This is a genomic window from Nocardia sp. CY41 (assembly GCF_009829325.1).
GTDB lineage: Bacteria > Actinomycetota > Actinomycetes > Mycobacteriales > Mycobacteriaceae > Nocardia.
The window spans coordinates 188233-214401 of sequence record NZ_VUOS01000021.1 but is presented as its reverse complement, the minus strand read 5'-3'; the positions used below and the strand labels follow the sequence as shown (position 1 = coordinate 214401).

Annotated in this window: 22 protein-coding genes and 1 pseudogene; 13 read left to right on the top strand and 10 right to left on the bottom strand. The window is 68.9% G+C overall.

Going from position 1 to position 26169, the window contains the following annotated elements; translation table 11 throughout:
• A pseudogene (locus GVY64_RS23905) lies at positions 1–243 on the top strand (amino acid permease); the annotation flags it as partial.
• Positions 244–374: 131 nt separating this feature from the next.
• A complete protein-coding gene (locus GVY64_RS23900; protein ID WP_159845404.1) occupies positions 375–2816 on the top strand; it encodes a serine/threonine-protein kinase in 2442 nt (813 codons plus the stop codon).
• Positions 2817–2822: 6 nt separating this feature from the next.
• Here GVY64_RS23900 and GVY64_RS23895 read toward each other — a convergent pair whose 3' ends face one another.
• Positions 2823–3179, bottom strand: a complete 357-nt coding sequence (locus GVY64_RS23895; protein WP_159845401.1) for a DUF1707 SHOCT-like domain-containing protein — start codon at positions 3177–3179, stop codon at positions 2823–2825.
• A gap of 204 nt (positions 3180–3383) precedes the next feature.
• Between GVY64_RS23895 and GVY64_RS23890 the strand changes: the two genes are divergently transcribed.
• The 4 genes from GVY64_RS23890 (at position 3384) to GVY64_RS23875 (ending at position 10191) form a co-directional block, all read left to right on the top strand.
• On the top strand, positions 3384–4118 hold the full coding sequence (locus GVY64_RS23890; RefSeq protein WP_159845399.1) for a MerR family transcriptional regulator: 735 nt from the start codon (positions 3384–3386) through the stop codon (positions 4116–4118).
• Positions 4119–4368: 250 nt separating this feature from the next.
• Entirely contained in the window at positions 4369–4944 is a 576-nt protein-coding gene (locus tag GVY64_RS23885; RefSeq protein WP_228829976.1) for a dihydrofolate reductase family protein, read from the top strand.
• Between the two features lie 117 nt (positions 4945–5061).
• On the top strand, positions 5062–7599 hold the full coding sequence (locus tag GVY64_RS23880) for an ATP-binding protein (RefSeq protein WP_159845397.1): 2538 nt from the start codon (positions 5062–5064) through the stop codon (positions 7597–7599).
• Between the two features lie 42 nt (positions 7600–7641).
• On the top strand, positions 7642–10191 hold the full coding sequence (locus GVY64_RS23875; protein WP_159845396.1) for an ATP-binding protein: 2550 nt from the start codon (positions 7642–7644) through the stop codon (positions 10189–10191).
• A gap of 39 nt (positions 10192–10230) precedes the next feature.
• Here the strand turns inward: GVY64_RS23875 and GVY64_RS23870 are convergent, their stop codons facing one another.
• From GVY64_RS23870 to GVY64_RS23850, 5 genes are all read right to left on the bottom strand, one after another.
• Positions 10231–10776, bottom strand: a complete 546-nt coding sequence (locus GVY64_RS23870) for a hypothetical protein (RefSeq protein ID WP_159845395.1) — start codon at positions 10774–10776, stop codon at positions 10231–10233.
• Between the two features lie 148 nt (positions 10777–10924).
• Positions 10925–11299, bottom strand: a complete 375-nt coding sequence (locus GVY64_RS23865) for a hypothetical protein (protein WP_159845394.1) — start codon at positions 11297–11299, stop codon at positions 10925–10927.
• Between the two features lie 1117 nt (positions 11300–12416).
• Positions 12417–13163 carry a DUF6008 family protein gene (locus GVY64_RS23860; protein ID WP_159845393.1) on the bottom strand — a complete coding sequence of 249 codons (747 nt, stop codon included), beginning with the start codon at positions 13161–13163 and terminating at the stop codon, positions 12417–12419.
• Between the two features lie 180 nt (positions 13164–13343).
• Positions 13344–13964: a TetR/AcrR family transcriptional regulator gene (locus tag GVY64_RS23855; RefSeq protein WP_159845392.1), complete on the bottom strand. Its 621-nt coding sequence runs from the start codon at positions 13962–13964 to the stop codon at positions 13344–13346.
• Between the two features lie 36 nt (positions 13965–14000).
• Positions 14001–16469, bottom strand: a complete 2469-nt coding sequence (locus tag GVY64_RS23850; protein ID WP_159845389.1) for a phosphoketolase family protein — start codon at positions 16467–16469, stop codon at positions 14001–14003.
• A 210-nt stretch (positions 16470–16679) separates the two neighbouring features.
• Here GVY64_RS23850 and GVY64_RS23845 point away from each other — a divergent pair, with 210 nt between their 5' ends.
• The 7 genes from GVY64_RS23845 to GVY64_RS23815 all read left to right on the top strand — a co-directional run bounded on the left by GVY64_RS23845 (position 16680) and on the right by GVY64_RS23815 (position 23054).
• Positions 16680–17258 carry an FKBP-type peptidyl-prolyl cis-trans isomerase gene (locus GVY64_RS23845; RefSeq protein ID WP_159845387.1) on the top strand — a complete coding sequence of 193 codons (579 nt, stop codon included), beginning with the start codon at positions 16680–16682 and terminating at the stop codon, positions 17256–17258.
• Between the two features lie 252 nt (positions 17259–17510).
• Complete coding sequence (gene tig, locus GVY64_RS23840; RefSeq protein ID WP_159845385.1) at positions 17511–18887, top strand: trigger factor; 1377 nt, start codon at positions 17511–17513, stop codon at positions 18885–18887.
• 235 nt (positions 18888–19122) lie between these two features.
• Positions 19123–19710, top strand: a complete 588-nt coding sequence (locus GVY64_RS23835) for an ATP-dependent Clp protease proteolytic subunit (RefSeq protein WP_039796608.1) — start codon at positions 19123–19125, stop codon at positions 19708–19710.
• A 71-nt stretch (positions 19711–19781) separates the two neighbouring features.
• Positions 19782–20450, top strand: a complete 669-nt coding sequence (locus GVY64_RS23830) for an ATP-dependent Clp protease proteolytic subunit (RefSeq protein ID WP_043721507.1) — start codon at positions 19782–19784, stop codon at positions 20448–20450.
• Positions 20451–20910: 460 nt separating this feature from the next.
• On the top strand, positions 20911–22191 hold the full coding sequence (gene clpX / locus GVY64_RS23825) for an ATP-dependent Clp protease ATP-binding subunit ClpX (RefSeq protein WP_159845470.1): 1281 nt from the start codon (positions 20911–20913) through the stop codon (positions 22189–22191).
• Positions 22192–22338: 147 nt separating this feature from the next.
• Positions 22339–22749: an STAS domain-containing protein gene (locus GVY64_RS23820; RefSeq protein WP_159845383.1), complete on the top strand. Its 411-nt coding sequence runs from the start codon at positions 22339–22341 to the stop codon at positions 22747–22749.
• Between the two features lie 29 nt (positions 22750–22778).
• Complete coding sequence (locus GVY64_RS23815) at positions 22779–23054, top strand: ribosomal protein L7/L12 (protein ID WP_159845381.1); 276 nt, start codon at positions 22779–22781, stop codon at positions 23052–23054.
• Between the two features lie 102 nt (positions 23055–23156).
• Here the strand turns inward: GVY64_RS23815 and GVY64_RS23810 are convergent, their stop codons facing one another.
• The 4 genes from GVY64_RS23810 to GVY64_RS23795 form a co-directional block, all read right to left on the bottom strand.
• The gene (locus GVY64_RS23810; RefSeq protein WP_236567106.1) at positions 23157–24038 is read right to left on the bottom strand and encodes a hypothetical protein; all 882 of its coding nucleotides are present in this window, start codon (positions 24036–24038) and stop codon (positions 23157–23159) included.
• Positions 24039–24261: 223 nt separating this feature from the next.
• Entirely contained in the window at positions 24262–24831 is a 570-nt protein-coding gene (locus GVY64_RS23805) for a carboxymuconolactone decarboxylase family protein (protein WP_159845377.1), read from the bottom strand.
• 108 nt (positions 24832–24939) lie between these two features.
• On the bottom strand, positions 24940–25317 hold the full coding sequence (locus tag GVY64_RS23800) for a nuclear transport factor 2 family protein (protein WP_063022636.1): 378 nt from the start codon (positions 25315–25317) through the stop codon (positions 24940–24942).
• 39 nt (positions 25318–25356) lie between these two features.
• Positions 25357–26151, bottom strand: a complete 795-nt coding sequence (locus GVY64_RS23795; RefSeq protein WP_236567104.1) for an AraC family transcriptional regulator — start codon at positions 26149–26151, stop codon at positions 25357–25359.
• Positions 26152–26169 lie beyond the last annotated feature (18 nt).

Below are 26169 nucleotides of genomic sequence, written 5' to 3'. Positions count from 1 at the left end.
GCCACGGTGGTCCTGCTGATGGCGTTCAGCGACGACCACGTGCAGCGCGGCGCGGTGATCGCGATGGTGGTCATCATGGTTCCCGCGCTGGTGGGCGGCTGGTTCCTCGCTCGCAAGCGGGTGCTGCAGATCGCGGAGATCCGCCAGGGCATCACCGGCCAGTTCCCGGTCCTGGCGGAGCGGCCGCTCCGCACGACGGGCGACCCGGTGGTGATCCTCGACAAGCCCGACGACGAAGAGTAAGGCAGTATCCGCCCCGGGCCGTTCGCCCGGGGCGGAACTATTCCCAATGTCGGGAACAAAACATACGCGCGCATCGACAGGTGGCGGACCAGAATGAAACCGCGATTCAACGGCGGGTCTGAGAGGTTCGTATGCCGGAGCACCCCAGCGCATCCGACCGTCCACTTGCGCATCCATGGGCGAATCGGCGCATGCGCGGCACCGAGGTGCCTCGGCGAACTTCCCACCCCTGGGCAACTCGGCACCTGCTCAAGACCGAAGTGCCCCCACGACTTCCCAATCCGTGGTCGACACCGCGGTACGTCGAGAAACCACGTGCCGTGGCCGTCGACTCGGCGCCCGGCGACGGCGGGCCGCCGACCGGCCGCGACGGCGGGGGCGAGGAAACCATCGGCACCGCTGAGCGGCTGCTGCTCGGCGCACTCGAGTCCGAATCGGATTCCGGGCGCAGCGCACGCTCGCGCCCGAGCGGGCGAAGATTGGGCGGTGGGCTGGTGTCGATGCCCAAGGTGAGCCCGCTCGATCCGCGCACCGCGGTGATGCAGAACCCGGAAGTGCCCGAGCACAAACGGTTCTGCTGGAAATGCCAGCAGCCGGTCGGCCGCACCACCGCCGCGGGGCCCGGCGCCGTGGAGGGTGAGTGCGGCCGTTGCGCCTCCCCGTTCAACTTCCGGCCGCTGCTGCAGCCGGGGGAGATGGTCGCCGACCAGTACGAAGTCCAAGGATGTCTGGCCCACGGCGGACTCGGATGGATCTACCTGGCGGTCGATCGCAACGTCAGCGATCGCTGGGTGGTGCTGAAGGGGTTGCAGAACCCGCTCGACTTCGAGGCGCACGTCGTCGCCCTCGCCGAACGCCAATTCCTCTCGGAGGTGGCGTATCCCGGCATTGTCAAGATCCACAACTTCGTCAAGCACCGTTCCGGGCGCGACGTGGCCGACGGTTACATCGTCATGGAGTACGTCGGCGGGCGTTCGCTCAAGCGGATGCTGGATCTGCGCGCGCCGGAACGCATCCCGGTCTCCGAGGCGATCGCCTTCATGATGGAGATCCTGCCCGCGCTGGACTATCTGCACTCGTTCGGGCTGGCCTACAACGATCTCAAGCCCGACAACATCATGGTCAGCGAGGACGAGGTCAAGCTGATCGATCTCGGCGCGGTCGCCGCGATGGAGTCCTACGGCAGCATCTACGGCACGCCGGGTTATCAAGCGCCCGAGATCACCGAGACCGGGCCCACGGTCGCCTCGGACATCTACACCGTCGGACGCACGCTGGCCGCGCTCGTGCTGGACATGCCCAAGAACGCCGACGGACACCAGCTGCCCGGCATCCCGTCGCCGGAGGACGAGCCGCTGTTGCGCGACTATCCGGCGCTGTACCGATTGCTCTGCCGCGCCACCGATCCGGATCCCAAACGTCGCTTCCCGACCGCATACGCGATGTACGGCCAGCTCGCCGGCGTCCTGCGCATGGTGCTCGCCTACGACACCGGTAAGGAACATCCGCAGGCGTCACTCGAATTCGGCGCCATGCGCGGCGATTTCGGTATCGAGACGTTGATCGGGCAGACCGACGGGATGACCGACGGGCGGCACCGCCTGCCCGCGCTGGACGCGCCGAGTGTCGTCGCGGCCCTGCCGGTGCCGCTGATCGACGGCGAGGACCCCAGCGCCGACCTGCTGTCCACGCTGCTGCACGGCGATCCCAGGCACGCGCTGGACGCACTGCGCCGCACCGCCGACCGGATCGTCTCCGGGACCATTCCGGAGCCGGAGACGTTCGAACTGGAGGGCACGCTGACCGCAGTCCGCGCGCACCTGGACCTGGGTGAGGTGGTGCCCGCGTGCGATCGGCTCGCCGACCTGCGGCCCGACTACGGCACGGATTGGCGGCTGGAGTGGTATTCGGCCGTCGCGGCCCTGCTGGACGGGCAGTACGAACGCGCCTACGAATACTTCGACCTGGTGCACGGCATGCTGCCCGGTGAGATCGCCCCGGCCCTGGCCCTGGCGGCCACCGCCGAACTCACCCTCCAGCATCTCGGCGACGCCGCGGGCGACCACTGGCATCGGCTCGCCGAGGAGTACTACCGCACGGTGTGGCGGACCAATCACGGCTTGGTGAGCGCGGCCTTCGGCCTGGCCCGCAGGCTCGCTGCCGACGGCGGTTTGCTGGAGGCGGTGGAAGTCCTGGATCAGGTGCCGGAGGCATCGCGGTACCAGAGTGTGGCGCGTATGACGGGATGCCTGCTGCTGGTCTCGCAACCCATCCCGGAGACCACCGAGGCCGACCTGCTCGAGGCGGCCGCGCGACTGGACGCCGCGCCGGACGAACCGCGGGCGCTGCAACTCCAGGTCATCGTGGTGGGCGCGGCGCTGGAGTGGGTGCGGGCGGGCGGCGAGGCGGCCGATCCGGACGCGACCCTGCTCGGTTTCCCGTTCACCCCGCTGGGCCTGCAACGCGGACTGGAGTCGAGCCTGCGCGCGCTGGCCCGGATCGCCCCGCATCGGCTGCATCGCTACCGCTTGGTCGACCTGGCCAACTACGTCCGGCCGAAGTCGAGGTGGTGACCGGTCTCAGGTCGTGCGCGCGGTGAACATGAAAAGCGCTGGCGCGGCCAGGATCACCAGCAGCCACAGCCAGTTGCCGGTGGTCACCGCGAGCACCACCGAGAAGACGACCGCCGCGCCGGCCAGGACGACCAGGCGAGGCAGCGGATTGACCGGGGTGCTCTCGGCCGGCGGCGGTGTGCTGCCCGGCAGGTCGGCGAACAGCTCGGCCAACTGCGTCTTGCTGGTCGCGGCGGCGACCGCCGCGCTCAGTTCGTCGAACTCGGCCAGGCTCAGCCGGCCCGTGCCCAGGTGGTGGGTCAGTTCGCGCATCGCGCGTTCGCGGTCGGCGAGACCGGCCGGAGTGCCCGCGGATTCACCCATGCCGGAAGGATAGGCGCAGCGGCGGAACCCGGCACCGAGGGGATTTCCACGGGCGGGAAGAAGCGGTCGGTCGGTGCGCGTGGCGGGGCGTTTCCGCCCCGCGCCTTCGATGTTTGCTGTTATGTCGCTGGAGACCGGTCGGTCGCCCCGACAATGGCCGCGCACCGGCGGTCGCTCCGTGTTGCGATGTGGTTTCCTTGAGGTATGACTGCGGGTGTGGAGTACACGATCGACGAGCTGGCGCGGGAGGCCGGTACGACCGTGCGCAGCCTGCGCGTCTACCACGAACGCGGTGTGCTGCCGCCCCCGCAGGTGAAGGGGCGTACCGGGTTCTATGGTGCCGACCACCTCAATCGGGTGCGGACCATCAGCAGGTTGCTCGACCGCGGGATCAAACTCAACGGCATCAAGGAGTTGCTCAACGCCTGGGATCGCGGTGACGATCTCGGGGACATCCTCGGCGTCGCCGAGCCGGAGGCGACCGAGGCGCCCGCCGTCGACGCGGGTGACACGATCGCGGCGACCGAACTGGCCGAGCTCTATCGTGACGTGCCCAACGGCCTGGCCAGGGTCGTCGCCGCGGGGCTGTACGAGCCCGTCGACGCGGCGACCTACCGGATCGCGGATCGCCGCCTGGCGCACAGCCTCGATCAGCTGACCGCCGCCGGCGTCCCGGCCGACGAGGTGCTCGGCGAGCTGGAGAAGCTGCGCACGGACGCGGAGCGCATCGCCCGGCGCTATGTGGACCTGTTCCGGCGAACCGTGTGGGCGTCGTTCCAGGAGTCCGATCGCGGCCCGGAGCAGGCCGCCGAACTCGCGCAGCGGTTGGGGGCGACCAAGGACGTCCCCGCGCAGACCGCCGCCGAACTCGTGAACCGGTTCGTCGCAAGGTATCTCGATCAGGACACCGAGCTCAGTGAGGCGCTGCCGGAGAGCTGATCACGCGCCGCGTATCCCCGCCTGGTCGAAGTGTTTACGTTTCAGATTCCCATCATTGGTGATACGTAGCAGTAACGTGCCGTTGATCAACGGTATATTGGGCGACGTCGTCCGGCGCGCGTTCGCTGCGCCGCAAACCTACCTACGCTCGCCTACTTAGGTATGTCCCAGGCAACCTACCGATGCGCCGAAGTGTCGCTCCCCCCGACAATCTGGAAGTCGCACAAGGGCAGCAGATGGGTGTGGGCACATGGGAAGCGTGACACTGTGGATGCAGATGTCGCTCGACGGCTTCGCGGAGGGGCCGGATCAGGAGATCCACTGGCCGGTGGTGGACGAGGAATTGTGCGAGTCGTTCCTCGACGAATTACGCTCGGCCGACCTGTTCCTCTACGGCCGCAAGACCTACGAGATCATGGCGTCGTTCTGGCCGACCGCCGACGTGGATCCCGCGATCTCGGAGTTCTACGTGAATTTCGCGCGATGCTGGAAACAGACGCCCAAATTGGTGTTCTCCCGCACGCTGTCCACCGCGAGGTGGAACACGACCGTGGTCAGGGAGGACCTCGTCGAGAAGATCACCGCGTTACGCGCCCGGCCGGACTGCGACATGGTCCTGTTCGGTGGTGCGGAGACGGCCTCCGAGTTCATGAAGCACGACTTGATCGATGAGTACCGGCTGTTCGTGCATCCCATCCTCCTCGGTGGCGGGATTCCGCTGTTCCCGACGCCCGCGGTGGTCTCGGGGCTGCAACTGGTCGACGTGATGACCTTCGACAGCGCGGTGGTCCAGATGCACTACCAGCAGATGGCCTCCGCGAGGTAGCAACCGGCGCGGGTAAACGCGAAACCGGGGTCCGCCGCCCAGGTAAATGGGGGCTTGACTACGCCCTAACCTGTGATTGTCGAGCGCGTTGCCGCGTCGTCGGCTAACTTTCGTTTCATGTCCCTGGTTCAGGCACGTGGCGACGTGCTGCCTGCGTCCACCAGTGAATTCATCGGCCGGGAAACGGAATTGGACCGGCTGGGCACGCTGCTGGACGGCGGTGCGCGCCTGATCACCCTGGTCGGCCCGGGTGGGATCGGTAAGACGCGATTGGCCGCGGAGGCGTTGCGCCGCGGCGCGCGCGCCCTTCGCAGGCCGGTGTACTGGGCACGGCTGGCCGGATTGGAGGCCGACAGCACCGCCACCGCGCAAGACGTGATGCAGTCGGCCGTGCGCGCCGACCTCGATTCACCGCCGACCCACAGCGCGCTGGTGCGTACCTTCAGCAGCGGAGACCGCTCCACCGAGCGCGCCGTCCTGGTGCTGGACAACTGCGAACACCTGCTCGGCGCGGTCGCGGCGATGATCGCCGAGTTGCTGGAAGCGGCGCCGGGCCTGACCATCCTGGCCACCAGCCGAGAACCGATCGGCTGGGCCGACGAGTACATCCTGCCCGTACCACCGCTGTCACCACGGCAGTCGCTCGAATTGTTCCGGCAGCGGGCCCAGCTCATCGGCCGCGCGATCCCGGACGAGCGCGAGCCGATGGACGTCGCCGCGCGGATCTGTCTGCGGGTCGACCACAATCCGCTGTTCGTCCGGCTGGCCGCGGCACGCCTGCGACACCAGCCGCCTGCCATGGTGCTGCGCGAACTCACCGGCGACGCGGACGACAAACGCCTGCACTGGAAGCACGGGGCACGGGCGGGCGCCGAGCAGCGCCACCGCGGTGTCTACGACGTGGTGGCCTGGTCCTTCGCGCTGTGCAGCGCTTCGGAGCAGTTGCTGCTCGAGCGGCTGTCGGTCTTCGCCGCCGGCTACGAGACCGACGACGAGTCGCTGCGCGGCGGTATCGAGCTCGACGCCGCGATCGCGGTGTGCGCCGACGACACCTTGCCCGCGAGCGAGATCGAGCGCCTGCTGGAGCGGCTCACCGAACAGTCGCTGTTGTCGGCGCATCTCACCGCGACCACGGTCAGCTGGTACCTGGTGCAGAGCGTCCGCGTGTTCGCCCGGGACCGGCTGCGCCGACGAGACCGTGGCGAGGCCGACCGGCTCGCCGCGCGGCACCGCAGGTACTTCCGGGACAAGGTGGTCGCCGGACAGGCGATCTGGCTGGGCCCGCAGGATCAGGCCTGGCTGGCGTGGGCGCGGTCGGCCTGGAACGACATCGTGCTTGCCATCGAATCCGGCTTGTCCGACCCGACGGAGGCCGTGGTCGCGCTGGAGATCGCCACCGTTCTGCTGTCGATGAAGGTGCCGTACGTCAGATCCGGTGCGGGCGCGCTCACCCGCTTGACCGAGCGTGCGCTGGAAGCCACCCGGGCGTCCGGACTCGGTCCTTCCGGGCTCGCCGACCTGGCCACCGCACTGCTCGGCTGGATTTCGCTGTGGCAGGGGCGTACCGAGCACATCCCGCAACTGCTCGCCGATCGCGCCGACCTCCCGCCGGGGGCGGGCCCCCGGTACACCGACACGGATTTCGGTCTGCCCGCGCCGGTCGAGTGGATGTGGGGACTCGAGCTGATGCTGGTCTACGGCGATCCGCGCGCGGTCATCGTGCTCACCCGGGCCCGTCGCAAGTTCGCCGACCAGGGTGATCGGATCGGCGCCGAACGCAGCGAAGTCTTCGCGACATTCTGTTCCGCGCTCGTCGGCGACCGGCGGCAGGCGCTGGAGCACACCGCGCGATTCCTGGAGCGGTCGATGTCGTCCGGCTCGACGTTGTCGCTGGCCTGGGCCGAGATCGCGCGCGCGGTGGCGCTGGCCAAGCACGGGTCGTCCGCCGAGGCGCTGACGTTGACCCACGGTGTGCTCACCCGTTACCGCGGCGAGCGGGACACGTGGACGGCGAGCTGGGCGGTGGGCGCGCACATCGTCGCGCTGGCCCAGATCCTCGTCGCGCGGCGGGCCGAGGGGAGTGATCCCGCCGCGTGCGCCGACGCCGCGACCGAAATCGCCTACCTGATCGGCGGTTTCAAGACGCGGCAGCGTTCGATGGGCATCTCCGTCGACCGGGTGCCGCTGATCGCCGCCGAACTGCGCGGGGCCGCCGAACTCGCCCGCGCGGTGCTCGGCGATCGGGCCTACGCCGCCGCCGAACGCCGGACGCGCCTGCGCCCCGAGCTGGACGCGCTGTGGTGTCCGAGCCCGCCCGCGGAGCAGATGCAGACGGCTCGGCGGCCGGACCGCCCGGCCGCTTCCCGGCCCGTGTCGCGGCGGCCCGCCTCGCGCTGGAACGACCTGTCGGAGGCCGAACGCGATGTCGCCGTCTTCGCGGCGGCGGGCTGGCCCAACAGCGCCATCGCCGGCCGCAGACGCAGTTCCATCCGGACGGTCGACGCGCAGGTCGCCGCCATCCGGCAGAAGCTGATGATCGCCTCCCGCGCCGACATCGCGGCGCACATCCCCGACGACCTCGCCGACCGGGTCCGCTACGAATCCGAGCGGCGGCCCAGCCGTGGTCGCAGAGGGAGGTCTCCTCGCGCCCATTAGGCTGCTCGAGCGGTGGTTTTCCGGATCGGTAGGTGCGTCGGCATGTCGGAGGTGAACGGCGGCGGTGGCAACGGCCCCGCCGCGCTCGGTGAGTTCGTGGGCAGGCAGGCCGAACTGCGGCGGATCCACGCATTACTGGACTCGTCGAACGCCAGGCTGATCACCATGGTCGGGCCCGGCGGCATCGGCAAGACGACGCTGGCGGTGGAAGCCGTGCGGCGGTACCGCGGCGCGGCGCGGCACACGGTGTACTGGACGCGCCTGGCCCGGCTCGCGGCAGGCGCGGAGACCGGGGCGGTTGCCGAGGAAGTGCTCTTGTCCGTCGCGAAGAACGGCATCGCGGGCCGCTCCGCCTGGGACGGCTTGCTGGAGGTCTTCACCGACGGCGCCTCCGACGACGGCACCGACCGCACCCTCCTCGTGTTGGACAACTGCGAACACGTGCTGGACGGGGTGGGCCCGCTTGTCGTCGGCCTGCTGCAGGAGGTGCCCGGCCTGACCATCGTCGCGACCAGCCGGGAGCCGATCGGCTGGATCGACGAGCACCTGGTGACCGTGCCGCCGCTGTCCAGCGCGCACGCCCTCGAACTGTTCCGGCGGCGAGCCGAGCGCACCGGACGGCCGATTCCCGAGGATCCCGGCCAACTCGCCATCGCCACCCGGATCTGCGGGCACGTCGACAACAACCCGCTGTTCATCCGTCTGGCCGCGGCGCGGCTACTGCACCGGCCACCGGCCATCGTGCTGCGCGAGTTGTCCGGCGACACCGCCGATCGGCGCCTGCAGTGGACGCACGGCGCCAGAGGCGGCGTCGGCGAACGGCACCGCAGCGTGCGTGACGTGATCGCCTGGTCCTACGGTCTGTGCACCGCGCCCGAGCAGTTGCTGCTCGACCGCTTGTCGGTGTTCGCCACCGGCTGCGATGCCGAGAACGACGAGACGCAGTGCGGCGGAGCCGAGGTGGACGCGATCGTCGCGGTGTGCGCGGACGCGGCGCTGCCCGCCGAGCGGATCGAGGGACTGCTCGAGCGCCTGGTCGAACGGTCGTTGCTTTCGGTCCATCTCACCGCGGCCACGGTGCGCTATTACCTGCTGGAGAGCGTCCGGGTGTTCGTGCGCGACCGCCTGGCCACGCGCGGTGACCACTTGGACGAGGCACGTCTGCTGGCCCGGCATCGGCGGCACTACCGCGATCGTGTCGCCGCAGGCCCGGCCACCTGGTACGGCCCCAGGGAGCAGGAGTGGATCGACTGGGCGCGGGCGGCCTGGGACAACATCCTCATCGCCGTCGAGACCAGCCTCGCCGACCCGGAGGAAGCCGTGGTCGGGCTGGAGACCGCCGCGACGCTGATGGCGTTGCGCGTGCCGTTCATCACCGGGTCGAACCGGGCCATCACCAGCCTGACCGAACAGGCCCTGGAAGTCACCGCACAGGTCGATCCGCCGCCGACCCGGCTGCGGATCAACGCGACCGCGCTGGTCGGCTGGATCGCCATCTGGCAGGGCAGGCACGCCTACACCGCGCAATTACTGGACGAATGTGCCGCGGAGTGCCTCGATCCGCAGCAGCGGCACCGTTGGCGGGAGACGACGGCGATCGATGCGGGCCTGCCCGCCGCGGTGGAGTTCACCTGGGGCCTCGAACTGCTGCTGATCCATCTCGACCTGCGCGCGGTCGACGTGTTGTCCAGGGCGCGCGAGAAGTTCGCCGCCTTGGGCGACCGGGCCGGAGAGCAGCGGAGTGAACTGTTCGAGGCGCTCACCTACGCGAATCTCGGTGACGCGGATGTCGCGCTCGCGGCCGCGCGGGACCACCTGGACCGGGCCGTCGCTTCCGACGCGGGCTGGGCGACTTCTTGGGCGGAACTGGCCTGGATGATCGCGGTCTCCCGGCACCGCGACCCACGGGAGGCGGTCAAGCTCGGGCAGTCCACCCTGGAACGTCTGCTGGTCACGGGGGACACCTGGACGGCGGGCTGGGTCGCGCATTTCATCATGATGGCGCTGACCTACCTCCTGTCCGCCCGGATCGAGGCGGGCGACACCAGGAGCGCCGAAGCGATCGCCGCCGCCACCGAGATCGCCCATCTGCAAGGCGGGATCGCGACGTTGCACCGTTCGATGGGCATCGTCGCCGATCGGGTGACGCTGGTGGCCCGCGGCACCGCCCGCGCCGTCGCGGCGGTCACCGCGGTCATCGGCGAGCAGGCCCACGAGGCGGCGGTCGCGCGCGGCGCCCGCCTGCGTCCCGAACGCGACGAACTGCAGTTGCTGCTGCTGGGCAGGCTGCCGGTCGACCAGTTGCCCAGCCCGCGGCCGCAGGCCAAGCCGACAGCGGCCCCGCGCTGGGACGAGCTGACGCCGGCGGAACGGGAGGTCGCCGTGCTGGCCGCGGCCGGCTGGGCCAACAGCGCCATCGCCGCGCGCCGGGGTAGTTCGATCCGGACGGTCGATGCCCAGGTGGCGTCCGTGCGCCGGAAGTTGATGGCGGCCACCAGGGCCGACATCGGCAGGCACGTCCCGGATCACCTCGCGGAGCGGATCAGGCTGGAATCCGCACGGCGGCCCGTGCGAACGCGAACACGCCCGTAACCGTCGCGACGGTTACGGGCGTGTGGGAGTCGGGTCGGGTCAGGTCAGGGAGCCGTCGTAGCACAGGCTCGACGACCGCCAGGACCGCTGCGGCCCGGTGCCGGGGTCGAAGGACCACTGGTCGATGGAGCCGGCGGCCTTCCACCACAGGGAGCCGCGGCCGTCCGAGACCACCTGGTAGACATCCTCGGAACCCTCGATGAGCTGGCTTCCGACGCAGTAGTCGTTGTATTCCGTGCCGTACTGGCGGGCACCGGGGCTGAACAGGCCCGCGGGGTGGGCGTAGGCCCCCGGGTTGGGAACGGTGCTCGCCTGCCGCACGGCGTGGCCGCGGTGCCAGTAGGGGGCGCCGACCGCGTCGGTGCCGCAGCTGAAGGCCCAGCCGCCCGCGACGACCGTGGTGCCCTGGCCGTAGGCGCCACCGGCCCAGAGGCAGGCAGCGCCCTGAGCCTCGGCGGTGCCCGCGCCGAGGCTCAGGCCGCCCGCCGCCACCGCTGCCGCCGCCAGCAGGGTGAGCGTCCGTGCCGTACCGCCGCGCTTGTCGTTACACGCGGTCGTCCGGCGAAGCCCGTTGATCTTAAACATGTGCATTTCTCTTTCGTGCGCTATCCCGGCCGGAGTGGATTTCCGGGATGGTGATACTTCAAGTAATGTGCCGCTGAGCAGCGGTATGGTCAGTCCCGAAGGACGTCACGGAAGGTAGTGGGTGCGAGTGAGCGAGCCGGTCCGGCGATCACTGGCACCAGCGGGCCTGCGGGCGGCAGACCGTGTAGCCGCTGCCGTCCGGGCGGCCGACGCGCGACCAGCTGGGGCTGACGGAAGTGTCGCCCGTGGGGGTGTCGGCCGGTGCGGGGCGGCTCTGGCGCTGGTGGTAGTCGCGGATGGCGTCGTCGTGCTCGTCCGCGCGGCGCGGATCACTGTCGCTGTGGTTGTAACCCATCGGGTCGATGTGGTGCCAGCCGTTGGTGTCGCCCGTGCCGTTGCGCGGGTCCGAGGGGCCCGAGTGCGACTCGGCGCCCGCGATGCCCGCGGCGCCCGCGGTGAGCATGCCGACGATCGCGGCGCAGGCGAACAGCCGCCGTGCGGCGGAGTGGGTGGTGGCGGTCATCGTAAGTCTCCGTTCGGATTTCGAGCCGTGCGCGGCAGCACGGTTCGAGCGGCGGCGGTGCGGCGAACGTCGATGGTCGGGGTTGCCGCGCGAGGTGGGGGCGGGGAAGGGATCGGGGCGGCATCCGTCGCGGACGTGTCGTCCGCGGGGCGGTGCCGGTCGGCTCGGTCCCGGTCGTCGGGATGGGAAGAGCCCGGCCTGTCGTATCCGTGGCGGCCCGGGTCTGCGGGGCGCGGTGCCGCGACGGTCGCGTCGGGCCCGGCCAGCGCTTCGGTCGGCGCCGGGGTTTCCGGCGTGGCCGCTATCGCGCTCACGATCAGCGGGCGGACGAGCCAGGTCTGTGTCCGTCGCTGGTGCGGCGTGATGCCGGTCATCGTTCGCGTCCGTTCATCTCGCCACCTCGGGATCGGGGATCGGTCCGGTGTGGTCCGATCGGCGGGTCCCTATCTATCGTGCCGTTGGATAACGTCACATTAATCGACGGGTCGATGTCTTGTCGAGCACTTTCCCATAATTGGGAAGAATGCTCCGTGCGTTTGCGCGGTCTGCGGCTGTCACCAGCGTCGATGTCCCGTCATAGCAGTGGCCGTGCTGTAGGAAATGCGCTGAACCCGAGTGGGCGGGCAGGCGAGCGTGCGCGATCGGCGCAGCCGACACCGATGCGAGAGTCGGCAGTGATACCGATTCCCGGCGACTGTGATGCAGGTAGTGCTGGTGGCCGTTGCGGATTGCGACCAGTTGGCGCTCGCGGTCGACGCCGGCGGCGGGATGCTCCGAGGGCTCGGCATGACTTGTCGGCGCGACTCGATGCTGTGCGATGAACTCGCTGGTGGTCCGTCGACTTACGCACGCCTCCCTTGTGCGTGGTGCGGCGTGGTGGCCGACATGACCCGTGGAGGCTCCCCGACAGACGGCAGGCCAACTGCCTCTGATGTCAGGCGTGCCCCGGCGTTGTCCGGACAGGGCATACGAAAGGGCGCCCGCCGTCTGGCGGACGCCCTTTCGCTGAATATGCCGCTACGGTCCGGTGGAAACCGCGGCGGGTGAGGGGGGAAGCCTCTGCACGTCTTTCGACGCGGTCGTGCGTCGCGGAGAAAGTGCGGGATCGGTCTCGCGATCAGGCTTCGGTGACCGCCGCGTATGCCGGAGCCACCGGATCCTTGGCCGCTGATACCCGGCTCGGCTTCGCGGCGGCGGGGTCGCGGAACGGAGCTTCGATCACCGCGCGCTCGCGCCACAGGTAGTACAGCGCGACGGCGAAGATGCTCGTGCCGATCACGTTGGCCAGGAAGTGCCACCAGATGCGGTAGGTCGCCGCGCCGGGCCCGGGATCCAGTAGACCGAATATGGTCGACAGTCCGATCGCCTTGGTGCCGAACGCGACCGTCAGGGTGAGCGCGAGGTGCTCGAGGCCGTGGATGCCTTGCATCAGCACGCCCATGCGGCCCCATTTGCGCGCCTTGCTCTCCAAGGCGTGATGGGTCACCAAGGCGACGCCGACCAGTCCGGCGAGGAAGTGGAAATTGCCGACCAAGTGCAGGATCTCCATCCCGAGCGCGGGCTTCATGTGATCGACCTGCCCGAATCCGTTCGCCAGGCCGGTGCCCCACGGGGTCATCCAGGCGGGGGAGTTCGGATGCTGGATCCAGTAGCCCACCTGTGCCACATGCTCCTGGAAGTGGCCGATCTGGGCGACCACGCCCAGCGCGATCACGCCGAGTGCGGTGCGGAACATCCATGGGCGCAGGGGTTTGCGCAACGCGACGACGAGCACGCCGACCGCCGCCCACATGACGACCATCCAGGCCACCATCAAGATCGCACCTAGGACTTCCATCCCGGTCGCTCCGGCTGTGTGGTTCATGGGAACCGCCCTTCTGCGCGCCCTCCGGCAACGGCGACGGATGGGGGAGTTGCTACGGAAACGCGTCGAACGCGTTATCCGCAAGATACAAGGTGGCGTCCCGTTCTGTCCGGGATTCCCGAATGCCCTGGCTGCGCTCACAATTGGGTGCGCGTCATACCCGGAAGGCATCAAGCGTGTTCAGGACGGTTGCAAGAAGCCCTCGACGATGTGGCGGGCACGGTCGGCGGCATCCGGATCGCCGATTCGCAGTGCGATATTGGTCGCGCACAACACCGCATCGATCTGGAACGCGGTGAGATCGGCGTCCAAATTCCCGATCTCACCGGCGGACGCCGCCACGCGCAGTTCGCGCGCCAGCAGTCGCACCCACGTCCGCTGATCGCGGATGAGGGCGTCGCGAACCGGTCCCGGCTTGCTGTCGTGCTCGGCCATGGTCGCGACCCGGAAGCAGCCGCCCGCGAACAGCGGCGTCGCGGCGTAGACGATCCAGTGGTCCACCAAGGCGCGCAGGCGGGCGACGCCGCGCGGCGCGGAGCCGGCCGGTTCGACGACCGCCTCCACGAATCGGTCGCGCGCATAGTCGACGGCGGCCAGTTGCAGTGCTTCCTTCGTGCGGAACAGGGTCTGGATCCCCGCTTTGCTCAGCCCCGTGTCGGTGGCGAGCCTGCCGAAGCTGAGTCCTTCCAATCCGTCCAGTGAAGCGATGTCGACCGCCCGGCGCAGCACGGTGGCACGTGTTCGCGCACCGCGCAGCAGACGCTTGTCGGTGATCTCGGCGACCTGCGGGCCACTTTCCATACGGTCGATCGTACGGGCGACGCCACAGCGGCCGCCTCACGCGCGCTGGTACGGCCACCTCCAGTCGGCGACCTCCGGGATGTCCGCGCCGTGTTCCCTCGTCCACGCGCGAGCCGTCCACCGCGCGTCGACCATTTCCTGGCGCAGGCCCGCGGCCCGCTCGCGCAGGCTCGGCACCCGATCGATCATGTCCATCACCAGGTGGTACCGGTCCAGGTCGTTGAGCATCACCATGTCGAACGGCGTGGTCGTCGTACCGCGTTCCTTGTAGCCGCGGACGTGTAGTTCGCCGTGGTTGGTGCGCCGATAGGCCAGCCGGTGGATCAGCCACGGATAACCGTGGAAGGCGAAGATCACCGGCCGGTCCCGGGTGAACAGCGTGTCGAACTCGCTGTCGGACAGGCCGTGCGGATGCTCGTCCGGATGTTGCAAACGCATCAGGTCCACCACGTTGATCACCCGGACGCGCAGATCGGGCAGTCGTTCACGCAGGATCGCGGCGGCGGCGAGGGTCTCCAGCGTCGGCACGTCTCCCGCGCACGCGAGCACCACGTCCGGCGTCGTGCCGGTCTCGTCTCCGTGGCCGGCCCACGGCCAGATACCGATGCCGCGCGCGCAGTGCTCGGCGGCCTCGGACACCGACAGCCAGTCGGCCTGGGGCTGCTTGCCCGCGACCACCACGTTGACGTAGTGCCGCGACCGCAGGCAGTGGTCGTAGGTGGACAGCAGGGTGTTGGCGTCCGGCGGTAGGTACACCCGCACGATCGAGGCCTTCTTGTTCAGCACCACGTCCAGGAAGCCGGGATCCTGGTGGGTGAAGCCGTTGTGATCCTGCCGCCAGACGTGCGAGGACAGCAGGTAGTTGAGGCTGGGAACCGGGCGCCGCCACGACACCGCCGCGCTGGCATCGAGCCATTTGGCGTGCTGGTTGAACATCGCGTCGACGATGTGGATGAACGCTTCGTAACAGGTGAACACGCCGTGCCTGCCGGTCAGCAGATAGCCCTCCAGCAGCCCTTGGCACATGTGTTCGGACAAGACCTCGATCACGCGACCGCCCCGGTCGAGCTTCTGGTCGCGGGGATCGATCTCGGCCTGCCAGTCGCGGCCGGTGACCTCCAGGATGTCCTGCAACCGGTTGCTGGCCAGTTCGTCGGGCGCGAAGGTGAGGAAGTTGTCCGGATTGAGTGCGGTCACCTCCCGGAGCCAGCCGCCGAGCACCCGGGTGGCCTCGTGTTCGGTCGCGCCGGGAGCGGGCACCTCGACGCCGAACTCCCGCCAATCCGGCAGGCGCAGGTCGCGCAGCAGCGCACCGCCGTTGGCGACCGGGTTGGCGCTCATCCGCCGATCGCCGCCGGGCACCTGGGCGAGCAGGTCCCCCACCGGCTTGCCGTTGTCGTCGAATAGTTCCTCCGGACGGTAGGAGCGCAGCCACTGCTCCAGCACCGCGCGGTGGCCGGCATCGGTGCGGGCGCCGGGCAACGGGACCTGGTGCGCGCGGAAGGTGCCCTCCACCTGGTCGCCGTCCACCACCGGCGGGCAGGTCCAGCCTTTCGGCGTGCGCAACACGATCATCGGCCAGGTGGGCCGCTCCCCATCGGCGCCGTCGCGTGCGGCGCGCTGGATTCGATCGATGCGTTCCATACTCGTGTCCACCGCCGCGGCCATCGCCTGATGGACCGCCGCCGGGTCGTCGCCCGCGACGACGATCGGCTCGTAGCCGTATCCGCGCAACAGGGCCAGCAGTTCCGATTCCGGGATGCGCGCCAGGATGGTCGGATTGGCGATCTTGTACTCGTTCAGCGCCAGGATCGGCAGCACCGCGCCGTCGCGCGCCGGATTGAGGAACTTGTTCGCATGCCAGCTCGTCGCCAGCGGTCCCGTTTCCGCCTCGCCGTCGCCGACCACGCAGAACACGGTGAGATCGGGATTGTCCAAGGCCGCGCCGAACGCGTGCAGCAGCGAATACCCGAGTTCACCGCCCTCGTGGAAGGAGCCGGGCGTCTCCGGCGCGCAGTGACTCGGCACCCCGCCGGGGAAGGAGAACTGGTGGAACAGCGCGCCCATGCCCGCGGCGTCCTGCGAGATGTGGCTGTAGCACTCGGAGTAGGTGCCCTCCAGCCAGGCGCACGCGTTCGGGCCGGGACCGCCGTGCCCGGGGCCCGCGACGAAGACGGCGCTCAGGCCGCGTTGCCGGATAGCGCGATTGGCGTGCACCCAGACCAGATTCAAGCCGGGCACCGTGCCGAAGTGCCCGAGCAGCCGCGGCTTGACGTGCTCCGCCCGCAGCGGTTCACGCAGCAGCGGATTGCCCATCAGATAGATCTGGCCGACCGCGAGATAGTTGGCCGCCCGCCACCACGCGTCGATCGAGTTCAGTTCGTCGCGTGCCAACGGGCCCGGCACGTCCGCCAGCCGGTAGGGACGCGGGGCGACGGTTCGTCCGCCGGTGCTGCCGACGTTGTCCGCCGAAGTTTCGCCACCTGCACTTGCCATGTGGGTCATGCGCCGACTCTCCTCACGTTCGGGGCATCGGGGACCGCGGTGCCGCGAGGGACCACCATCCCGGTCCTGCGACGGTCGCCGATCGGAATCGACAACGCCGGATGGAGAATTCATCGTCAGCCTAGCCGCCGCGGGCTCGGTGCGGCGGCCCGTGCGTGTCGCGGGAAGCTCGCGCCGCCCGATGCCCGTTCGTGGTCTAGGGTCCGCGGCATGCACATTCTCGGAAGGATCCTCGGTATCGGCGCCCTCGCCGCGACGACCATCGCGCTGGCGGCTTGCGGCTCGGACGACGAGCCGTCCCCCGCGACCGCGTCGCCGACGAAGACCTCCGCGGCGGCCGGGGCTTCCCCGCAGCGCCCTGCCACGCAGAGCAGAGGCCGGGAGTGCACCGCCGAGGACATCACCGTCAGCGGCGAGTTCGGCGCCGCGCCGAAGATCACCGTTCCGGACACCTGCGACCCGCCGAAGCAGCTGATCGTCAAGGACCTGAAGGAGGGCAGCGGGCCCGGCGCCGCGCCGGGGCAGTCGCTGACCATGAACTACGCGCTGGTCACCTGGTCGGACAAGAAGACGCTGGACAGCTCGTTCGATCGCGGGAAGCCGTTCCAGCTCACCCTGGGCGCGGGCCAGGTCATCGACGGCTGGGACCAGGGACTCGTCGGCGTCCGGGAGGGCTCGCGGCGGTTGCTGATCGTGCCGCCGGAGCTGGGCTACGGCGCGGGCGGGCGCGGGATCGCGCCGTACGAGACGCTGGTCTTCGTCACCGACGCGGTCTCGGTGGGGAAGTAGCGCGGCCGTCGAGCCACCGCCGGATGCAGGCCCGCTCGGCCGGTCAACTAACCTGATCGGGATGCGTGGCGTACGCCGCACCCCTCGTCGTCTCGGCTGAGGCCGGGACTCCGGTTCGGATCGGCGCCGGTGGGGGTGTGCGGCAGCCGGCGTAGGGCCGCCTCGCCCGTCGTTCCCGACCCCGGAGCGCCGCGGGCGTGGCACCGCACACAGAACGTCAACCAGTACGAACAACGAACAAGGAGCATGTCCGTGAAGAGCACCGTCGAGCAGCTGAGCCCGACCCGGGTCCGGATCAACGTCGAGGTGCCCTTCGAGGAGTTGAAGCCGGATTTCGACCGCGCGTACAAGGCACTGGCCAAGCAGGTCCGCATCCCCGGCTTCCGTCCCGGTAAGGCGCCGGCGAAGCTGCTCGAGGCCCGCCTCGGCCGTGGCGCGATCCTGGAGCAGGTCGTCAACGACGCGCTGCCCGGCCGCTACAGCGAGGCCGTCACCACTTCCGAGGTGAAGGTCATCGGTCAGCCCGAGATCGAGATCACCAAGATCGAGGACGGCCAGGAGCTCGCCTTCACCGCCGAGGTCGACGTGCGTCCGGAGATCACCCTGCCGGACTACTCGAGCATCGCGGTCACCGTCGACGCGTTCACCGTCGGCGACGAGGACATCGAGGAGCAGTTGCAGTCGCTGCGCCAGCGCTTCGGCACCCTGACCGGGGTCGAGCGTCCGGTGCGCGACGGCGACTTCGTCTCCATCGACCTGTCTGCGACCGTGGACGGCCAGGAGGTGGCCGAGGCCGCCACGACCGGCCTGTCCCACGAAGTCGGCTCCGGTCAGCTCATCGAGGGCCTGGACGAGGCGCTGGTCGGCTTGTCGGCCGGGGAGTCGAAGGAGTTCACCTCGACGCTGGTCGCGGGGGAGCACGCGGGCAAGGAGGCGGTCATCACCGTCACGGTGCAGACCGTCAAGGAGCGTGAGCTGCCCGAGGCCGACGACGAGTTCGCCCAGCTGGCCAGCGAATTCGACACGCTCGAGGAGCTGAAGGCCGACTTGCGCAGCCGCGTCGAGCGGGTCAAGAAGGTGCAGCAGGCGGGCGAGATCCGCGACAAGGTGCTGGAGGCCCTGCTCGAGCAGGTCGAGGTGCCGCTGCCCGACGCCGTGGTGCAGGCCGAGATCGACGCCGTGACCCACGACGCGGTGCACGGCTTCGACCACGACGAGGCCAAGTTCGCCGAGGCGCTCGAGGCGCAGGGCAGCACCCGCGAGGAGTTCGACGCCGACACCAAGCAGTCCGCCGAGAAGTCGGTCAAGACCCAGCTGCTGCTGGACGCGATCGCCGAGGCGGAGGGCACCCAGGTCGGTCAGGAGGAGCTCACCGAGCGGATCCTGTTCCAGTCGCAGCGCTACGGCCTGTCCCCGGAGCAGTTCATCCAGCAGGTGCAGCAGGCAGGCCAGCTCGGCGCGGTGTTCGCGGACGTGCGGCGGGGCAAGGCGCTGGCCGGCGTGGTCGGCCAGGTGACCGTCACCGACTCCGCGGGCAACCCGGTGGACACCGCCGAAATGTTCGGCGCGCCCGCCGATTCGGCGGACGAGGACCAGGCCGGTGAGACGGCCGCGGCGGACGCCGAATAATTTCATGGAATGTCGGTGTGATCGACGCCCGCGAGGTGCGCTGATTGCGCTGTGAGCGAAGAAAGGGCGGTACCGGGAGTTCGGTGCCGCCCTGCTTCGTTAATGTTTGTGACGGCAAGTTGGATAGCCCTGTCCGACCGGGTGCGGCATATCCAACCAGTGATGGCTATGTGGCAATCCGCAACGAGCCGGCGAGAGAAGGCAGGTATCCGTGACAATCAACCAGGCAGGGGTCATGACAACCGCGACTGCTGGTCTCAACCTCAGTGATTCGGTGTACGAGCGCCTGCTGCGTGAGCGCATCATCTTCCTGGGCACGCAGGTCGACGACGACATCGCGAACAAGCTGTGCGCGCAGATCCTGCTGCTGTCGGCGGAGGATCCCACCAAGGACATCTCGCTCTACATCAACTCGCCGGGCGGCTCGGTGACCGCGGGCATGGCCATCTACGACACGATGCAGTTCGCCGAGTGCGACATCGCCACCTACGGCATGGGCCTGGCCGCGTCCATGGGGCAGTTCCTGCTCACCGCGGGCACCAAGGGCAAGCGTTACGCGCTGCCGCACGCGCGCATCATGATGCACCAGCCCTCCGCGGGAATCGGCGGCTCGGCGGCCGACATCGCGATCATGGCCGAGCAGTTCGCGCACACCAAGCGCGAGCTGAACGAGCTGCAGGCGCTGCACACCGGCAAGTCGGTCGAGCAGGTCACCGCCGACGCCGACCGCGACCGCTGGTTCACCGCGTCCGAAGCCCTGGAGTACGGCTTCATCGACCACGTGATCAGCCACGCGAATCAGGCCAACGGCGCCAAGAAGTAACGCACCGGATCACCCCACAGGCCCCCGGACACCTCGAACGTCCGGCCGCCGCACCGACTTTGGAGACTCAGATGGCCAATTCGATCGACCCGCGCGCCGGCCTGTCCGGCATCGCACCGCAGAGCCCGCAGGCGCGCTACATCCTGCCGTCGTTCATCGAGCACTCGAGCTTCGGCGTCAAGGAGTCCAACCCGTACAACAAGCTGTTCGAGGAGCGCATCATCTTCCTCGGCGTGCAGGTGGACGACGCCTCGGCGAACGACATCATGGCGCAGCTGCTGGTGCTGGAGTCGCTGGACCCCGACCGCGACATCACCATGTACATCAACTCGCCGGGTGGCTCGTTCACCTCGCTGATGGCCATCTACGACACCATGCAGTACGTGCGCGCCGACGTCGCCACGGTCTGCCTGGGCCAGGCGGCCTCGGCCGCGGCCGTGCTGCTGGCCGCGGGCACTCCCGGCAAGCGCGCCTGCCTGCCCAACGCCCGCGTGCTGATCCACCAGCCGTCGCTGGAGGGCGGCATCCAGGGTCAGGTGTCGGACCTGGAGATCCAGGCCGCCGAGATCGAGCGCATGCGTCGCCTGATGGAGACCACCCTCGCGCGGCACACCGGCAAGGACGCCGACACCATCCGCAAGGACACCGACCGTGACAAGATCCTGACGGCCGAGGAGGCCAAGGAGTACGGGATCATCGACACGGTGTTCGACTACCGCAAGCTGAGCGCGCAGAAATAAGGCGCCGTTCGTCGTTCCGGCCGGGCCGGGACGGTGGTGCGAATTGCCGATCCCGGCGGCGATTCGCTCGAATTCGCTCTATGACAGGGAATTCCGGCCGGGAAGTATGCGATGGGGCATGCCGCCCGGCCGGACCGCTTACCCGCCGCCGTGGGTTCGAGAATGTGTTCGAACCCCGGCGTGGCGCGCTGGGCGGTCCGGAGGTGTCGATTGTCCGATCCGACGGGCGCTTCGTCTTTCGGCGTCGTGACGACTCGCACAACCCGCGCGAGAAACATGCGCGAGTTGTCGACCTCCATCCCGAACACCGGGTACGGTCGACCTAGGGACCTTTGCTCCCGGTTGACAGCACTGCCCACCGGCCACGAATCAGCCGATGCGTTTGCGGCTGCGAAAGTGGTGGACAGCTGGCAACCTGGACGGACGGTTGCACGCGGACAAGGAAGTAGGGACCCACGAGATGGCGCGCATCGGAGATGGCGGCGATCTGCTGAAGTGCTCGTTCTGCGGAAAGAGCCAGAAGCAGGTCAAGAAGCTCATTGCGGGACCAGGGGTGTACATCTGCGACGAGTGCATCGATCTCTGCAACGAGATCATCGAGGAGGAACTCGCCGAGTCCAGCGAGGTCAAGCTCGACGAGCTGCCCAAGCCGGCCGAGATCCGGGACTTCCTGGAGAACTACGTCATCGGCCAGGACACCGCCAAACGCACTCTCGCGGTGGCCGTCTACAACCATTACAAGCGCATTCAGGCCGGTGACAAGGGTCGCGACAGCCGCGGCGAGACCGTCGAACTGGCCAAGTCCAACATCCTGATGCTGGGTCCCACGGGCTGCGGCAAGACCTACCTGGCCCAGACGTTGGCGAAGATGCTGAACGTTCCGTTCGCCATCGCGGACGCCACCGCGCTGACCGAGGCCGGATACGTCGGCGAGGATGTCGAGAACATCCTGCTGAAGCTGATCCAGGCCGCCGACTACGACGTCAAGCGCGCCGAGACCGGCATCATCTACATCGATGAAGTCGACAAGATCGCCCGCAAGAGCGAGAACCCGTCGATCACCCGCGACGTGTCCGGTGAGGGCGTGCAGCAGGCGCTGCTGAAGATCCTGGAGGGCACCCAGGCGAGCGTGCCGCCGCAGGGCGGCCGCAAGCATCCGCACCAGGAGTTCATCCAGATCGACACCACGAATGTGCTGTTCATCGTGGCGGGCGCCTTCGCGGGCCTGGAGAAGATCATCTCCGACCGCACCGGCCACCGCGGCATCGGCTTCGGCGCCGAGGTGCGGTCCAAGGCCGAGATCGACACGACCGATCACTTCGCGGAGGTCATGCCCGAGGACCTGATCAAGTTCGGCCTCATCCCCGAGTTCATCGGCCGCCTGCCCGTCGTGGCCTCGGTGACGAACCTGGACAAGGAGTCGCTGGTCAAGATCCTGTCCGAGCCGAAGAACGCGCTGGTCAAGCAGTACGTCCGGTTGTTCGAGATGGATGGGGTCGATCTCGAGTTCACCGACGACGCGCTGGAGGCCGTCGCCGACCAGGCGATTCTGCGCGGTACCGGCGCGCGCGGCCTGCGGGCGATCATGGAAGAGGTCCTGCAGCCCGCGATGTACGACATCCCCAGCCGCGACGACGTCGCGAAGGTGGTCGTGAACGCGGACACGGTCAACGACAACGTGTTGCCCACCATCGTGCCGCGCAAGCCGCAGCGTTCGGAGCGCCGCGAGAAGTCGGCGTAATACGGGTGTGGCGGCCACTCCTCGCGGGTACTCGTTCGTGAGGGTTGAGCAAACAGCCTAGTTCCGGCGGCCTTACGGGCCGGAGCGCATCGGTACCCGCAAGCAATCGTCCGAAGATTCGCTGCGGGCGACAGGACCGAGGTCCTCATGTCGGCAGGCTTGGCCAACCCTACGTATGTTCTCAACGCTGCTCGCAATGCCGATCACCCTGCCGAGCGGCTCAGGATCTCCGTCACCGCCCCAAGCGACCAGGTCATGCTATGCGCGCTGGCGGGCGAGGTCGACCACTACACCGTCGAGGTGTTCCGCCGCAGAGTGATCGGCTCGTTGGGGACGGCCGCGCCCCTGGTGGTCCTCGATCTGTCCAAAGTGACGTTCTTCGGCGTCGCCGGGCTGTATGTCCTGGTCGACGCGCAGTCCGTGCTGACGCAGACCGGGCGCAGGCTGCGCCTGGTGACCGGCACGCGGTGCGTGGACCGGCTGCTGCAGCTGGTGGATGATCTCGGGCGCTTCGAGACCAGGACGAGCCTCGCCGATGCCGTCCTGGACGTGGCGTGACGCGCGGGACCGGTCGTTACGATCGGATCATGTTCGCCAACCGGCGCTTGGAGCGCAAGGTCGACGCGTTGCACGTCAAGCTCGATTTGATCATGGCCCAGTTGGGCATCGAGGCCCCTGCTGTCGAGGCTTCTGCGGTCGCACGGCCGCCTGCGGTGCCGCACGTCCCGCGGGGCGACGGCATGGTCGAGGTCGACGCACTCCTGAGGCAGGGCAAGAAGATTCACGCGATCAAGCGGTATCGCGAGTTGACGGGGTGCGGGCTCAAAGAGGCCAAGGACGCCGTCGAGCGGCGATACCCGTAGATAAAAGAGTCCACCGCTTCCCACTGCCCTGCACGCGGCGGCTCGAGCCGACGGAGGCGGTCCCGCGACGTGGCAGGACTCTGCTGCGTTACCGAGCGATGTCTAGCTGTGCGCGCCCTGCACCATCGGGGCGTGCAGATCCAGGGAAAGGCCGGTGTCCGCACCGGTGCGGATGTCCTCTGAGGAGCGGTCCGGCAAGGGGTCGTGCCCGGTCGGGTCGGGCAGACTCCGCACCTGCTCGGTGGCGTAGCTGATGGCACGTCCGTATCGCGCGCTGGCGGCGTCGTGGATGAGCAGCGCGACGCCGATCATCACCGGGGCGACCCCGTGCACGGCGGCGTCGAACCATCGCCCGGCACTCACGTACGGGTAGGTGTTCAATCCCACGGTGAGCGCGAGCAAGGCGATCTCGGCGGCCGCCACTTGGCTGCGGTTGTCCAGCACGCCCCATTCGGTGACCTTGTTCGTGCCGATCATGATGATGATCAGTGACACGCTGATCATCGCTTCGAGCAGGTAGCTGAACCAGTACAGCGGATCGGTGGGTCCGCCCGGCGCGATGTTGTGCTGGACGTTGACCGCCGACCACAGCATCCCGGCGGCCACCACGCCCGCCAGCGCGCCGAGCGACCAGGAGCGGTGCCGGTACAGCGACGCCAGCCTGGCATGCGGGCTGGACGCGCGGCGCTGCGCGGCGATGGCCTTGCGCGCCAGCAGCAGGTCCCTGATCTCGGCCTTCTCGATCGCCTCCGCGGTGTGCCGCGCCCGGTCGGAGGCAGAAGCGGACGCCTCGGCCTGCTTCCAGCGCTGGTCGCGATCCTGGGTCCGGATGCGTTCGGCCAGTTCGCGTTCCGCGAACAGTTCCTCCTCCGACAGCGCGCCGGTCAGTGCCGGGTCGAACTGGTAGGCGAGACGGCCGCGAGCCTTCTCGACTCGTCTCGCCAGCCGCGCGACGTCGTCGTCCGAGGTCTGTTCGTCGAGCATGCGGCTCCAAACGGTTGAGCGGAGGGGAACTCGAGAATCCGAAGACGCCGGCACGGCCCGCCGAGCGGCGAAATTCGCCACGGCAGTTCGCCGACCGCGATACGGCCAGGCGACGTCAACACCTCCTATTCTTAGTGCATTTCGGGCCGTAGCGACAGTCCGGAGTGGAGGCGGCGCTGAAAGGCCAGGTCCGGCCCGGCCTTCCACAGCGCCACGGCCGTTTTCACGCCCAGGGCACCCGGCACGAATCGGTGCTGAAGCCCTGCGCGGTGATCCCGAGCGCCGAATTGAACCGCGCGCGTGAGTTTTCCAGTGCGATGTGGTAGCTGAGCTCCACGACGCCGGCGCGACCGAAGCGTCGCTCCAGGTCGGCGACCTGTTCGTCGGTGACCGCGGTCGGCGTGGCCGTCATCGCGTCGGCGTAGGCGATGGCGGCGCGCTCGTCCTCGGAGTAGAGCGGCGAGGTAGCGTAGTCGGCGATGTGCTCGAGCCGTGCTACGTCCAGTTCGCCCAGGCGCATGAGCATGGCGCCGAAGTCGACGCACCAGGAACAGCCGATGGTCCACGCCGTGCGATAGACCGCGATCTCGCGGATGACGGCGGGCAGGGCGGTGCTGGCCTTGTCGACCATGGTCTCGTGGACAGCGCCGGCTCGCAGCAGTCCCGGATGGTTGGCGGTGACGGCGAAGGGCTCCGGCACTTCCCGGAAGCGGCGCTTGGCCAGCCGGTAGAGCAGCTTGGTCGTCGGTCCGGCCTGCTGCGGGGTGACGGCGGCGATACGGGTGGCGCCCATGTCGATCTCCTTCGATCAGCGGATCTGGTTCCTACTTCTCGGACGAGAGACCGCGCCGGAATGTGATGGGGCCGCGATGTGACGTGGCGCACCCGGCCGCCGCGCGCGTTACTCGGGCTCGACCCGCATGTCCTCCTGGCTCCAGTAGGCGCGCATCCCGGTGATCCGGCCTTCCTCGTCGAACTCCATCACGTCGATCGGCGACAGGACGAAGCGCTGTCCGCCGACCTTGGTGACGATGGTGAACGGGAACGCGGCCTGATTGCCCGCGATCCTGACGTCCTCGGGCCGCAGCTCGGTCTCCCGATCCAGTGCGGCGATCACCTCGTAGAACTCGCGGATGGCGGCGTGGCCCCGCTTGGGTGGGGTGCCGACCGGGTCCTCCACGATCGCGTCGGGCGCGTACAGCTCGACGATGTCCTCGGTCGGGCCCGAACCCACCAGCTTGACGTACTGCTCGACCACGTCGCGGATCTGCTTGGCCATCGAGTCTCCTCCGAAGTGAAACGTGTTCTAATTCTTAGCCTAGCAAGGTCGCATGCCCGATTCGATCCCCTCCGCCTCGTCCAGCACGACGATCCGGACTCCGGTGGCCAGCAGCGTGGTGGCCGACAGCCCGAACAGGGTGCGAAAGGCATCGCTGAAGTGGGACGGGCTGGCGAACCCCGCGTGGGCCGACGCCACGGTGAGGTTCGCGCCCTCGGCTATCGCCCGTGCGGCGCCGAGCATCCTGGCCCAGAGCCGGTACCGCCGGAAGGAGGTCCCCGCCTGTGCGGCGAACAGGTGCAGGAAGCGCGACTCCGACAGGTGCGCGGCCGCGGCGAAACGGTCGGCGGGGATATCCCCTGCCGGATGGGCCAGCAGGGCCGCCATCGCCTCCGCCACTCGGTGGTCCGGCGCGGGGCCCGGCGCCGTTCCGGCGAGCCCGGCCAACGCGCACGGATCGGGCCGCGTTTGCGTCGCTGCGGCGGCCAGTGCGTCCTCCGCCCGGTGAGCCAGTCCGAATTCGTTGTGCCACCGCGTCATCCGCTCCCGGCATGCCCGGGCGCCGCGCGAGGCGGGATCCAGATAGCAGAACAGCATCTGGTCGCCGCCCGCGACCAGCCGGTGCACCCGGCGCGGCGGAATCAGCGCGCTGCGCAGGACGTGCGTACCGCCGCCGGTCTCGAGCGTGAACGGAGCGTCCACCCCTACGGCGAGGCAGTCGACCGCGGTCGAATGCGCGTTCAGACGCAGCGATGGCCCGCGATAGATCGCCTGCCCGGCCCACAGCCACAAAACCGCGGAAGAGGGCGTGCCCGGCGGAGTGCTCGGCGCCATGCCGCCATGCTGTCACGG